The sequence below is a fragment of the Pseudomonas khavaziana genome (genome assembly GCF_036704165.1).
GTDB lineage: Bacteria > Pseudomonadota > Gammaproteobacteria > Pseudomonadales > Pseudomonadaceae > Aquipseudomonas > Aquipseudomonas khavaziana.
On sequence record NZ_CP129946.1, the window covers coordinates 4,036,964 to 4,049,452 of the forward strand.

16 protein-coding genes are annotated in these 12,489 nt (G+C 60.7%); 10 read left to right on the forward strand and 6 right to left on the reverse strand.

The features are described 5' to 3' along the window. Position 1: 1 nt before the first annotated feature. The 8 genes from nuoI (at position 2) to QYQ93_RS17795 (ending at position 7,175) form a co-directional block, all read left to right on the forward strand. Positions 2 to 550: an NADH-quinone oxidoreductase subunit NuoI gene (nuoI, locus tag QYQ93_RS17760; protein WP_003174725.1), complete on the forward strand. Its 549-nt coding sequence runs from the start codon at positions 2 to 4 to the stop codon at positions 548 to 550. A 9-nt stretch (positions 551 to 559) separates the two neighbouring features. Next, positions 560 to 1,063, forward strand: a complete 504-nt coding sequence (nuoJ, locus tag QYQ93_RS17765) for an NADH-quinone oxidoreductase subunit J (RefSeq protein WP_003174726.1) — start codon at positions 560 to 562, stop codon at positions 1,061 to 1,063. 2 nt (positions 1,064 to 1,065) lie between these two features. Continuing rightward, positions 1,066 to 1,374: an NADH-quinone oxidoreductase subunit NuoK gene (nuoK, locus tag QYQ93_RS17770; RefSeq protein WP_003174727.1), complete on the forward strand. Its 309-nt coding sequence runs from the start codon at positions 1,066 to 1,068 to the stop codon at positions 1,372 to 1,374. Then, positions 1,371 to 3,224, forward strand: coding sequence for an NADH-quinone oxidoreductase subunit L (nuoL, locus tag QYQ93_RS17775; protein ID WP_124401065.1), 1,854 nt, complete (start codon positions 1,371 to 1,373; stop codon positions 3,222 to 3,224). The genes nuoK and nuoL overlap by 4 nt, the downstream gene beginning before the upstream one ends. A 55-nt stretch (positions 3,225 to 3,279) precedes the next feature. Beyond that, a complete protein-coding gene (gene nuoM, locus QYQ93_RS17780; RefSeq protein WP_043046580.1) occupies positions 3,280 to 4,812 on the forward strand; it encodes an NADH-quinone oxidoreductase subunit M in 1,533 nt (510 codons plus the stop codon). 7 nt (positions 4,813 to 4,819) lie between these two features. Then, a complete protein-coding gene (gene nuoN, locus QYQ93_RS17785; protein ID WP_043046579.1) occupies positions 4,820 to 6,283 on the forward strand; it encodes an NADH-quinone oxidoreductase subunit NuoN in 1,464 nt (487 codons plus the stop codon). A gap of 237 nt (positions 6,284 to 6,520) precedes the next feature. Continuing rightward, positions 6,521 to 6,871, forward strand: a complete 351-nt coding sequence (locus QYQ93_RS17790; RefSeq protein WP_338475167.1) for a toxin — start codon at positions 6,521 to 6,523, stop codon at positions 6,869 to 6,871. Next, entirely contained in the window at positions 6,861 to 7,175 is a 315-nt protein-coding gene (locus QYQ93_RS17795; protein WP_014718915.1) for a helix-turn-helix domain-containing protein, read from the forward strand. The genes QYQ93_RS17790 and QYQ93_RS17795 overlap by 11 nt, the downstream gene beginning before the upstream one ends. Before the next feature lie 58 nt (positions 7,176 to 7,233). Here QYQ93_RS17795 and QYQ93_RS17800 read toward each other — a convergent pair whose 3' ends face one another. Further along, positions 7,234 to 7,986 carry an outer membrane beta-barrel protein gene (locus QYQ93_RS17800; protein ID WP_032880612.1) on the reverse strand — a complete coding sequence of 251 codons (753 nt, stop codon included), beginning with the start codon at positions 7,984 to 7,986 and terminating at the stop codon, positions 7,234 to 7,236. Positions 7,987 to 8,111: 125 nt separating this feature from the next. Then, positions 8,112 to 8,945 (reverse strand): arylamine N-acetyltransferase, encoded by an 834-nt coding sequence (locus tag QYQ93_RS17805; protein ID WP_338475168.1) that lies wholly within the window; start codon positions 8,943 to 8,945, stop codon positions 8,112 to 8,114. Between the two features lie 118 nt (positions 8,946 to 9,063). On the opposite strand from QYQ93_RS17805, the gene QYQ93_RS17810 reads away from it, so the two are divergent. Further along, positions 9,064 to 9,300, forward strand: coding sequence for a DUF6555 family protein (locus tag QYQ93_RS17810; RefSeq protein WP_005789137.1), 237 nt, complete (start codon positions 9,064 to 9,066; stop codon positions 9,298 to 9,300). Between the two features lie 30 nt (positions 9,301 to 9,330). Here the strand turns inward: QYQ93_RS17810 and QYQ93_RS17815 are convergent, their stop codons facing one another. Both QYQ93_RS17815 and QYQ93_RS17820 read right to left on the reverse strand, forming a co-directional pair. Beyond that, positions 9,331 to 9,537, reverse strand: a complete 207-nt coding sequence (locus QYQ93_RS17815; RefSeq protein WP_043046571.1) for a DUF6021 family protein — start codon at positions 9,535 to 9,537, stop codon at positions 9,331 to 9,333. Between the two features lie 12 nt (positions 9,538 to 9,549). Further along, positions 9,550 to 9,729, reverse strand: coding sequence for a hypothetical protein (locus QYQ93_RS17820; protein WP_338475169.1), 180 nt, complete (start codon positions 9,727 to 9,729; stop codon positions 9,550 to 9,552). Positions 9,730 to 9,843: 114 nt separating this feature from the next. Here QYQ93_RS17820 and QYQ93_RS17825 point away from each other — a divergent pair, with 114 nt between their 5' ends. Then, on the forward strand, positions 9,844 to 10,365 hold the full coding sequence (locus QYQ93_RS17825) for a DUF3087 family protein (protein ID WP_043046569.1): 522 nt from the start codon (positions 9,844 to 9,846) through the stop codon (positions 10,363 to 10,365). A gap of 7 nt (positions 10,366 to 10,372) precedes the next feature. Here the strand turns inward: QYQ93_RS17825 and QYQ93_RS17830 are convergent, their stop codons facing one another. Further along, positions 10,373 to 11,503, reverse strand: coding sequence for an MFS transporter (locus QYQ93_RS17830; protein ID WP_338475170.1), 1,131 nt, complete (start codon positions 11,501 to 11,503; stop codon positions 10,373 to 10,375). Between the two features lie 82 nt (positions 11,504 to 11,585). Further along, positions 11,586 to 12,446, reverse strand: coding sequence for a Dyp-type peroxidase (locus QYQ93_RS17835; protein ID WP_338475171.1), 861 nt, complete (start codon positions 12,444 to 12,446; stop codon positions 11,586 to 11,588). Positions 12,447 to 12,489: the final 43 nt, after the last annotated feature.

Here is a 12,489-nt window from a genome sequence, read left to right on the forward strand (position 1 = left end):
CATGTTCAAATATATTGGCGACATCGTTAAGGGTACCGGTACCCAGTTGCGAAGCCTGGTGATGGTGTTCGGTCACGGCTTTCGCAAACGCGACACCCTGCAATACCCCGAAGAAGCGGTGTACCTGCCGCCGCGCTATCGCGGCCGCATCGTACTGACCCGCGACCCCGACGGCGAAGAGCGTTGCGTAGCCTGCAACCTGTGCGCCGTAGCGTGCCCGGTGGGTTGCATCTCCCTGCAGAAAGCTGAAACCGAAGACGGTCGCTGGTACCCGGACTTTTTCCGTATCAACTTCTCGCGCTGCATTTTCTGCGGCCTCTGCGAGGAAGCTTGCCCGACCACCGCGATCCAGCTCACACCGGATTTCGAGATGGCCGAGTTCAAACGTCAGGACCTGGTGTACGAGAAAGAAGATCTGCTGATCTCTGGTCCCGGTAAAAACCCTGATTACAACTTCTATCGTGTTGCAGGTATGGCCGTTGCCGGTAAGCCGAAGGGCGCCGCACAAAACGAAGCCGAGCCGATCAACGTGAAGAGCTTGCTGCCTTAAGGAAGAAAGATGGAATTCGCTTTCTATTTCGCATCGGGTATTGCAGTGGTGTCCACGCTTCGCGTGATCACCAACACCAACCCCGTGCACGCCCTGCTCTACCTGATCATTTCGCTGATCGCCGTGGCCATGACCTTTTTCAGCCTCGGCGCACCGTTCGCCGGTGTACTGGAAGTGATTGCCTACGCCGGCGCCATCATGGTGCTGTTCGTGTTTGTGGTGATGATGCTCAACCTCGGGCCGGCTTCGGTGGCTCAGGAACGCGTCTGGCTCAAGCCCGGCATCTGGCTCGGCCCGGTTGTCCTCGCAGCGCTGCTGCTGGGTGAACTGCTGTATGTGCTGTTCGCTCACCAGAGCGGCCAGGCCATCGGCCACACCACCGTGGACGCGAAAGCCGTGGGCATCAGCCTGTTCGGCCCGTACCTGCTGGTGGTCGAACTGGCTTCGATGCTGCTGCTCGCCGCAGCCATCACCGCCTTCCACTTGGGCCGCAACGAAGCCAAGGAGCAATGACGATGCCTGCTATCCCTTTGGAGCATGGTCTGGCGGTCGCCGGCATCCTGTTCTGCCTTGGCCTGGTCGGCCTGATGGTGCGCCGTAACATTCTGTTCGTGTTGATGAGTCTGGAAATCATGATGAACGCCGCGGCACTGGCGTTCATCGTTGCCGGTGCACGTTGGGGCCAGCCGGATGGACAAGTGATGTTCATCCTGGTGATCAGCCTGGCAGCTGCCGAGGCCAGTATTGGCCTGGCGATCCTGCTGCAACTGTATCGTCGCTTCCACACGCTTGATATCGACGCTGCCAGTGAGATGCGCGGATGAACATGATCTTTCTGACTTTCGTATTCCCCCTGATCGGTTTCCTGCTGCTGTCGTTCTCTCGCGGGCGCTGGTCGGAAAACCTCTCGGCCCTGATCGGCGTGGGCTCCATCGGCCTGTCGGCCATCGTGGCCGCCTACGTCATCTGGCAATTCAACGTCGCACCGCCCGAAGGCGGTCACTACACCCTGGTGCTGTGGCAGTGGATGTCGGTGGAGGGCTTCAAGCCCAACTTCGCCCTCTACATCGACGGCCTTTCGATCACCATGCTCGGCGTGGTGGTGGGTGTGGGCTTCCTGATCCACTTGTTCGCGTCCTGGTACATGCGCGGTGAAGCCGGTTACTCGCGCTTCTTCTCGTACACCAACCTGTTTATCGCCAGCATGCTGTTCCTGGTGCTGGGCGATAACCTGTTGTTCCTGTACTTCGGCTGGGAAGGCGTGGGCCTGTGCTCGTACCTGTTGATCGGTTTCTACTACAGCAACCGCAACAACGGTAACGCGGCACTCAAGGCGTTTATCGTCACCCGCATCGGTGACGTGTTCATGGCCATCGGCCTGTTTATCCTGTTCCAACAGGTGGGCACGCTGAACATCCAGGAACTGCTGGTACTGGCACCGCAGAAATTCCAGGTCGGCGACTTCTGGATCACCCTGGCGACCCTAATGCTGCTGGGCGGCGCCGTGGGTAAATCCGCGCAACTGCCGCTGCAAACCTGGCTGGCGGATGCGATGGCCGGCCCGACACCTGTGTCGGCACTGATCCACGCCGCCACCATGGTGACCGCCGGTGTCTACCTGATCGCCCGTACCCACGGCCTGTTCACCCTGGCGCCGGATATCCTGCATCTTGTCGGCATCGTCGGCGGCGTGACCCTGGTACTGGCCGGCTTCGCCGCGCTGGTGCAGACCGACATCAAGCGTATCCTCGCCTACTCGACCATGAGCCAGATCGGCTACATGTTCCTGGCCCTGGGCGTTGGCGCCTGGGACGCGGCGATCTTCCACCTGATGACCCATGCGTTCTTCAAGGCCCTGCTGTTCCTCGCCTCCGGTGCGGTGATCGTCGCCTGCCACCACGAGCAGAACATCTTCAAGATGGGCGGCCTGTGGAAGAAACTGCCGTTGGCCTACGCCAGCTTCATCGTCGGTGGTGCCGCCCTGGCCGCCCTGCCGCTGGTGACCGCCGGTTTCTACTCCAAGGATGAAATCCTCTGGGAAGCCTTTGCCAGCGGTAACCAGAACCTGCTGTACGCAGGCCTGGTGGGTGCATTCATGACCTCGCTGTACACCTTCCGCCTGATCTTCATCACCTTCCACGGTGAAGCCAAGACCGAAGCACACGCAGGCCACGGCATCTCCCACTGGCTGCCACTGTCGGTGCTGATCATCCTGTCGACCTTCATCGGCGCCATGATCACTCCACCACTGGCCGGTGTATTGCCAGAAAGCGTCGGCCATGCCGGCGGTGCAGACAAGCACAGCCTGGAAATCGCCTCGGGCGCCATTGCCATCGCCGGTATCCTGCTCGCGGCCCTGCTGTTCCTCGGCAAGCGTCGCTTCGTGACCGCCGTGGCCAACAGCGGCATCGGGCGCTTCCTGTCGGCCTGGTGGTTCGCTGCCTGGGGCTTCGATTGGATCTACGACAAACTGTTCGTCAAGCCATACCTCGCCATCAGCCATGTACTGCGCAAAGACCCGCTCGACCAGACCATCGGTTTGATCCCGCGCGCCGCCAAGGCTGGTCACACAGCCCTGAGCCGCAGCGAGACTGGCCAACTGCGTTGGTATGCAGCTTCCATGGCGGCGGGTGCCGTGCTGGTGATCGGCGCCATCGTCGTGGTAGCGGTCTGACTATGTTTAAGTGCACTGCGTACTTTGCGAACTTGCGAAAGGAAACGAGCCCGTCATGATTCTGCCCTGGCTAATCCTGATCCCCTTTATCGGCGGCCTGCTCTGCTGGATGGGTGAACGCTTCGGCGCCACCCTGCCCCGCTGGATTGCGTTGCTGACCATGTCCCTGGAACTCGCACTCGGCCTCTGGCTGTGGGCCCATGGCGACTATTCATTTGCTCCGGCACCGGGCGTCGATCCGACTTTCGCGCTTGAATTCAAGCACGTGTGGATCCAGCGCTTCGGCATCAACGTGCACCTGGCCCTCGACGGCCTGTCGCTGTTGATGATCCTGCTGACCGGCCTGCTGGGTATCCTCTCGGTACTCTGCTCCTGGAAAGAGATCCAGCGTCACGTGGGCTTCTTCCACCTGAACCTGATGTGGATCCTGGGCGGCGTTGTCGGCGTGTTCCTGGCGCTGGACCTGTTCATGTTCTTCTTCTTCTGGGAAATGATGCTGGTGCCGATGTACTTCCTCATCGCGCTCTGGGGTCACAGTTCTTCGGACGGCAAGAAAACCCGGATCTACGCAGCAACCAAGTTCTTCATCTTCACCCAGGCGTCCGGCCTGATCATGTTGGTGGCGATCCTGGGCCTGGTGCTGGTCAACTTCAACAACACCGGCGTGATTACCTTCAACTACGCCGACCTGTTGAAGACCAAGATGTCGCTGACCACCGAGTACGTGCTGATGCTCGGCTTCTTCATCGCCTTTGCGGTGAAGCTGCCGGTGGTGCCGTTCCACTCCTGGTTGCCTGACGCCCACGCCCAGGCGCCGACTGCCGGTTCCGTGGACCTGGCCGGTATCCTGCTGAAGACCGCTGCCTACGGCCTGCTGCGTTTCGCCCTGCCGCTGTTCCCGAATGCCTCGGCCGAGTTTGCGCCGATCGCCATGACCCTGGGTCTGATCGGGATCTTCTACGGTGCGTTCCTGGCCTTCGCGCAAACCGACATCAAGCGTCTGATTGCCTTCTCGTCCGTTTCCCACATGGGCTTCGTACTGATCGGCATCTACTCCGGCAGCCAGCTGGCGCTGCAAGGCGCGGTGATCCAGATGTTGGCCCACGGTGTTTCGGCGGCTGCCCTGTTTATCCTCAGTGGTCAGCTGTACGAGCGCCTGCACACCCGTGACATGCGTGAGATGGGCGGCGTGTGGTCGCGCATTGCGTACCTGCCGGCGATCAGCCTGTTCTTCGCCGCAGCGTCCCTGGGCTTGCCGGGTACCGGTAACTTCATCGGCGAGTTCCTGATCCTGATGGGGGCCTTCGTGCAGACACCGTGGATCAGCGCCATCGCCACGTCCGGCCTGGTGTTCGGTTCGGTCTACTCGCTGATCATGATCCACCGCGCGTATTTCGGCCCGGCCAAGTCGGACACCGTCTTGCACGGTATGGATGCGCGCGAACTGATCATGGTGCTCGGCCTTGCGGTATTGCTGATCTTTATCGGCGTATACCCGCAACCGTTCCTGGACACTTCTGCCGCAACGATGCATGGCGTGCAGCAGTGGTTCGGCACCGCCTTCTCCCAACTCGCTTCGGCCCGGTAAGAGCGCTATGGAATTCACGATCCAACACTTTATCGCGCTTGCGCCGCTGCTGATCACCAGCCTCACCATCGTGGTGGTGATGCTGGCGATCGCCTGGCGCCGCAATCACTCGCAAACGTTCCTGCTGTCCTGTGCCGGTTTGAACCTGGCCCTGCTGTCGATCATTCCGGCCCTCAAGGTCGCGCCATTGGCGGTGACCCCGCTGATGATGGTCGATGACTTCGCGCTGCTGTATATCGCCCTGATCCTGGTGGCGACCCTGGCGTGCGTGACCCTCGCCCACGCCTACCTCGGCGAAGGCGGCACCGGTTACCCGGGTAACAAGGAAGAGCTGTACCTGCTGATCCTGCTGGCTGCGGCCGGCGGTATCGTGCTGGTCAGCGCGCAGCACCTGGCCGGCTTGTTCATCGGCCTGGAACTGCTGTCGATCCCTACCTACGGCCTGGTGGCCTACGCCTTCTTCAACAAGCGCTCCCTGGAAGCCGGCATCAAATACATGGTGCTGTCGGCCGCCGGTTCCGCGTTTCTGTTGTTCGGTATGGCCCTGCTCTACGCCGAAGCCGGCAGCCTGAGCTTCACTGGTATCGGCCAGGCCCTGGCCGCCACCAACAGCCCGGCGCCGATTGCCCAACTGGGCCTGGCGATGATGCTGATCGGCCTGGCGTTCAAGCTCTCCTTGGTGCCCTTCCACCTGTGGACCCCGGACGTGTACGAAGGCGCCCCGGCGCCGGTCGCCGCGTTCCTGGCCACGGCGTCGAAGGTCGCGGTGTTTGCGGTGATGGTGCGTCTGTTCCAGATCTCCCCTGCCGCCAACACCGGCGTGCTGAGCAACGTGCTGACCGTGATCGCCATTGCGTCGATCCTGTTCGGTAACCTGCTGGCGCTGACCCAGAACAACCTCAAGCGCCTGCTGGGTTACTCCTCCATCGCCCACTTCGGCTACCTGCTGATCGCCCTGGTGGCGAGCAAGGGCCTGGCCGTGGAAGCCATTGGCGTGTATCTGGTCACCTACGTGATCACCAGCCTCGGTGCTTTCGGTGTGATCACGCTGATGTCCTCGCCTTACAAAGGCCGTGACGCCGACGCCCTGTACGAATACCGCGGCCTGTTCTGGCGCCGTCCGTACCTGACTGCCGTGCTGACCGTAATGATGCTGTCCCTGGCCGGTATCCCGCTGACTGCGGGCTTTATCGGCAAGTTCTACATTGTCGCTACGGGTGTCGAAGCCCACGAGTGGTGGTTGGTAGCGTCCCTGGTATTGGGCAGCGCCATCGGCGTGTTCTACTACCTGCGCGTGATGGTCACCCTGTACCTGATCGAGCCCAACCTGCGCCGTGTGGATGCCGAGTTGCACTGGGAACAGAAGGCAGGCGGCGTGATGCTGCTGGCCATCGCCTTGCTCGCGTTCTTCCTGGGCGTGTACCCACAACCGTTGCTCACCTTGGTGCAGCATGCGGTGCTGGGGGTTTGATCGCTTAGGTTGATGCAGTCAACAGAACGGCGCCTTTGGGCGCCGTTTTGCGTTTCCCAGGATCTGCTTTTCCCCTCCCCTGCTCGCTGAATTTTCCTCCTCGATCTGCCTCTTCATCCGGCATTTACCCGATGAAGCCGGCCGTATGGTGTTTGCGTTTTAAGAAAGTTCCCACAGCACGGTCACTTGACCTAACGCGGGTGGGCCACCAAACTCTACGCAGACTACGTACAGAACATGGATGCTCTATTTATCGAACTGCCGGCATTCGAGCGGCATCGCAAGGACTATCTGAGTGAGGAGCTTTTCCAGGGTTTTCAACAGGAGTTAATGAAAACCCCCGAAGCAGGAGATGTGATCGAAGGAACGGGCGGGCTGAGAAAGGTTCGCTTCGTTGATGAACGGCGAAACAAAGGCAAGCGTGGTGGCCTGCGAGTCATTTACTACTGGTGGTCAGGCGGCACGCAATTCTGGTTATTCACCTTGTACGGCAAGCACGAACAGAGCGACCTGACACCCCACCACAAGAAAGCTCTTAAACACATGCTGGACAGGGAAATCAAAGCGAGAACACATCATGAAACGTGACATCTTTTCCGAACTGGTCGAAGGCTTCGACGCCCTGGCCGATGAGCGCCAGGGTAAAATCACCCTGCGCAACCACAAGGTCCACCTCAACAAGCTGGCGCCGCTCACCGCTGATGAGGTGATCGCCGTGCGCCAGCAACTCAACCTTTCCCGGTCGGTATTCGCCATGTACCTGCGTACCAACACCCGCACCCTGGAGAACTGGGAACAAGGCAGGGCCAAGCCCAACGCCCAGGCCGTCACCCTGATCCGTCTGGTAGCGCGTTTTCCTGAAACCGTGGCGCAACTTGCCGCATTGGGCTGACCTGCGAAAGCCAAAAAAACGCCCCGATTATCGAGGCGTTTTTTGCAGTACAACAGCGTCAGAATGCAATACCGACCTTGAAGCCGTATTCGTCACGCTTGAGCTTGGTGTTGTCGGCCACATAGGAGTCGTCGTCGAGCTTGTACTCAGTGCGGGTGTAGTACAGGCCCGCCATCACTGGCAGGTCGCCCTTCTGGTTCATCAGCAGGCTGACTTCGGCATAGGGGTTGGTGCGGTCCTTGAGGTCCACGCTGTCGCTGCCAACGCCGTCAACCTTGAGTTTGGCACGGCCATCGATGGTGTGACGGGCGCCGGCTTCAACGCGCAGGGTCATGTCATCGAACTGGTGGTTGTAGCCCAGCGCAGCCTTGGCAAACGGCGACTTGTTGGTCAGTTTCATGTCGTAGCCATTGGTGTCCGGCTCATAGCGGGTCCAGGTGTAGCCACCGCCCACGATCACGTCGACAAAGTTGCGCGCATCCAGCGCGGCACGCCAGCCGAGGTCGAGGTCGGCCTGGCCTTCCTTGAGCTTGTTATCGCTCTTTTCGCCGTACTTGGCTTCGATACCGGCCTGGTAGATGAAACCGGACTCGGCAGTGAGCTTGTTGCCGAAGTTATAGAACAGGCCGGCTTCAGGCATATGGTCTTTGTCGCTTTCGCTACCGCCTTCGAGTTTGAAGTCGTTGTAGCTGCCGAGGATCCCGAAGGTGGAAATCGGGTCGGTGGAAGGTGCAGCGAACACTACGCCAGGCGCAGCCACCAGGGCCAGCAACGAGGTGTTCTTGAGGAATTTTCCGAATAGTTTGGACATCGTCTTACATCTCCATTTTAAGGTGGGCAAAGTATTCAGGAATCGGTTCGAACCTTGGCGTTTGCAAAAAGTTCGAACTGATTTGCACCAAAACGGAGAAAAAACGGTTCAGCGAAGGCTCTATCTCAATATTCTTCAGGATTCATACAGATAAGGCGTTCCACGGCTTCGCGAAGTTGAGGCTGATCCGGCAGCCGAATGCCGAAGGTGTCGCGCAATAGCCCCAGCAATTCATCGGCAGTACGAAGCGTGCGCTTTTCACTGGGTCGGTCCAGGTAATGAAGCGCATAGTGGGCGTTGGCTAAGGTATGACGTTTACCGGGTGCCAGCAGTGCGGCCTTCAACTGCCCCACAAACGGCGAACCCGGGTGCGTGGAGACGTACCAGTTGCCGATTTCGTAGTCGATGTCTGCCTGGATTTGCAGGTCGAACACATACAGGCCGCGCCACTCTTCGCCGACTTGGGCCCAGAGCGTGTAGCTGCCCTGATTGGAGGTCAGGCGATAGGGCTCGTGGGCAGTGGCCTGGGGCGCGTCGGTGTCCAGTTGCAATGGGCTGCTGGGTACCATGCCGCCAAAGCCGACGTCGGTGATGTAGCGCACCCCTTCAAGCGTCACCAGGCTCAGGCGATGAGTGCGCCCGGTGTGGGCGTCCGGTGGCCCGCCAATCACCACGCGTCCCGTGATGCCCCGGGCTTCGAAGCCCAGTTCCTGCAGCAGGGCCAGGAACAACTGGTTCAATTCGTAGCAATAACCGCCGCGCCCCTGGTGCAGCACCTTGTGCTCGACGCTGGGTAGGTCGATCGGCACCGGCGCATGCGTCAGCGTCGACAGGTTTTCAAAGGCAAAAGTGCACACGTGGCGCAGTTGCAGGTCCTGCAGGGTTTGCAGGGTGGGCGGTGGCGGCGAATCGTAGCCCAGGCGTTTCAAATAGAGAGCACGGTGAGTGAGTTCAGGCATGGCGCGGTCCTTGGCACGAGGCGGAACATCACTATGCCGCGCCTGCGCGCACGTTGTCATTTTGAATGAACCTTTTTGAACACTGGCCTATCCATCTATAACAAGACAGGGAGGCAACATGAGTACCGCAAAAATCTACACCATCCACTATCAGCTACACGGTAAACCCAAGTCTTTCGTGGTGCGCGCCGAAGTGATGAACAACGCCGAGGCATGGCATTGGGCGGCCGTTGATGCCGACATTGCCCATGTCAGCCGCATCGGCCGCGTGGGTCACGAGCAAGTGAAAAAAACCACCCGGCCCTGGGCGGAAAAGTATGGCATCACCGACGTCAGCTGGACCCCGCCCAAATAAACAAAGCCCCGCACAACGGCGGGGCTCGGTTCACTTTTTCAAGTCGCCCAACGGATCGTAGGGCGGCTTTTTTTTCGCCTCTTCCTTAGCCTTTTTGTCTTTATCCAATGGCGCGATGGCCGGGCCTATCGGGTCGACCTGCGGGTCTGCCACATCCGGCGAGTCCGGGTCAAAACCCAGATCATCCCTGCCGCTGGCATGTTCATTGGAGTGGGGGCCATCGGTACGCTTGTTCATCAGGTTCTCCTGTTAAAGCGGGCGCGCTCTGTCGTGGAGGTTTTCCAAGTCTTCTTCGACGCGCTCGACATCGTCGTCCGGGCCACGCTCTTTCGGATCATTGGGGCGCAACGCATCGTTGTCGCGCTCTTCTTCACCGGGCGTGCGGTTCGGGTCGGGTGCACCAGGTGGTGGCTGCTTGTGTTCGGACATGACGGCTTACCTCATGGGGGCTTCACAAATTTAGAGAAACTGCCCGCGGCTATCGTTCAACTTCATTACTGCAAGCATGAGAAGATGGCTGCCCTTTCTGGAGACCTTCCTCGGATGTTCGAGCTCAAACCCTGCGACCCCGTCACCTACCGTCAACAGACCCGCCGCAGCACGCTGATCGTCGCCGTGCTTTTCCTGGCCCTGGCCATGTTGCTGTCGAGCCTGGCGGTGATGCTGTTCGGTGAGCCCGGTGGCGACAACTTTCGCTTTAATGTCGGTGGCGTATTTGCCGGGGTGTTGATCACTGTCGCGCTGGTGCGTGGCCCGTTCTGGACCCAGCCCTGGCTGGCGCCGGCGGTGTATGGCTGGCAGCTCAAGCGCAGCCTGATGAGTGTGACCAACGTAATGCACAAGGTCAGCGAGCGCGTACAAGCCAACGACCCGGCGGCCATCAAACTGTTGCGCTTCTATCACTTGGGGCTGACACAGATGCATGAGCTGGACGCCAACTCCAGCGCCCAGGCGCAACTGGTCGGCGAGATCGAGGCTCATAAGGCAAAAATGGAGGCTCTGGGGATCGATACCGACCAAACCCGACTCGATCCCACATGGCTGCAAAGCCTGAAAAGCGCTTAAGGCAACGTCAGTGGGCGACCTTGCCCCGCCAGCAGAACAGCGCGCTCACGGCAATTGCTGCGCCGGCCAGGCCAAACACCCAAGGCGCAGCGGCTACTGGCAGCAACAGGCCCGCCAGCAGCGGCCCGAGGCCGGCGCCGATGTCGCGCCATACGGCGTTGGACGCCAATGCCGATACGCGCATGGCACCCGGGTTGCGTTCGGCCACCAGCGTGGTCACCAGTGGCAGTTGCAGGGCACGCAGCACCAACACCGCCGCCGCGCCGACGATCACCCAATGGCTGCCGAAGGCTGTCAGCGCCAGGGCGCTCATGAACGAAAACCACAGCAACATCGAGGTTGCGCCAAACCGCTGGGCCGCACGCCCGCCCAATGGGCTCAGCAGCAGCTCGGACAGATAACGCAAAGCCATCAGGCCCCCGGCCACCAGCACGGCATCGCCACCCATGATCTTCTGCGCCTGGATCGACAAGCCAAAGATAAACAAGCCATCCAGCGCCACGCCTTCGATAAACGACCACAGCGCCACACTGTCCGGCCACTTGAAGCGGCGCCCCGGGGCGCTATGCAAATCATGGCCGCCAGTGGGCAAGCCGCGGGCGAGCCACAGCCCCACCAGGCAGCAACCGGCGAGAATCAGGAAGATCGGGCGCGGCCCTGCCCATAACGTCAACAGCCCGCCCAGGGGCAAAGCCAGCATGGGCCCGAAGGCGATCAACGCCCGCGAACGCCCCGCCCTGCGGGCCGCGCCCTCCGGCTCGGAGGTCGCCAGTACTTGGGTCGACAGGTTCAGCGCGGCAAAACACAGGCCCCATACCAGCCGCAGGCCCACCAGCGCGGCGAACCCGGACAACACCGAATTTCCCAGCGCGCAGAGCGCCGCGGCACCGGCGGCGATCATGCAGGTCAGACGGTCGCCGTTACGCGCATAGAAATTCAGTACATGCCGGTAGCCGAAGATCCGTACCAAGCGGTTGGCGGCCAACAGCACGCCGGCCTGGGCCAGGGTGATGCCGAACGCCTCGGACTCCATTGGCAGCAACAGATAGAGCAACACATCGCTGGGCAGGCAAAACCCCAGGGTCAAGGCGGCGCGGCGCGAGGTGATATCGGCAGTGCGTTGAGTGAGGCTGGGCATAAAGCTGAAACATTCAGAAATATTCAGACCGCCACACTAGCGTTGCCGCCATGTGTTTTTCAAGAACGCAGGTGCAGAAGCGTTAAAAAACCAAACTCAGGTCCAGGCGCCCTTCCCTGACCGGCGGGCACCAGTAGTAACCACCGGTCAGCGGCTTACTGACGCGATACAGACCATCAACAATCCCATCCTCCAACCCGCTCATACGTCGAAGCTGTGCCTCAAACGCATCGACGGAATGCCCGAACGCCAGGAACATCAACCCCGCCTGGCCGTTCTCGGCCCAGGGCATGGAGCGGCGCACCACGAATGCCTCCGGGGTAAAACTTTCCTGGGCTGTGCGCTTGGTATGGGCGGATTCTGGGGCGTCATCCAGCTCTTCGTTATCGCCATGGCGGCGGCCGATGATGTGGTCACGCTCCTGGGCCGGCAATGCGGCGAAACCGTCGAGGTCGTGCTGCCATTGCTGGATCGCGGCGAAGCTGGCGCCGCTGTCGGTCAAGGCGGCTGCCACGGCGGCGTCGTCGTGGGGGTTTTCGGTGCCGTCTTCGTAGTCGGTCAGGTCAAAACCGGTCTTGTAGCGAAAGCCTTCAGTTGATTGCACCAGGCGAAAAGCCGGGGCCAGGGCTTTTTCAAGCGTGCGGCTGCGCAGCAGCAACTCGCCGCGATCCACCCCGTGCGACCATACCCACAATGCCTGCTGGGTCGACGGGTTGTGTGCGCCGGGGCCGCTGACCACGGGGAATGTACGCAAGCCTTCAATCTCAGCGCCCAGGGCCTTTACCAGCGGCTCACCGAAACCGACCACGGCCGCCGCATCCGTCAACTGCACCAGTGCGTCCAGGGCAGCAGGCACCGCTTGCAGGGAATCGAGGGCAAAAAACAGATGGCGGGCCTGCAAAGGCACCGGGGCGGCAAGAATGCCCGGCTGGTACTGACTCATGTGAACTCCTTCTGAAAAGCCGCGCAGTTTACCCGGCGCACGC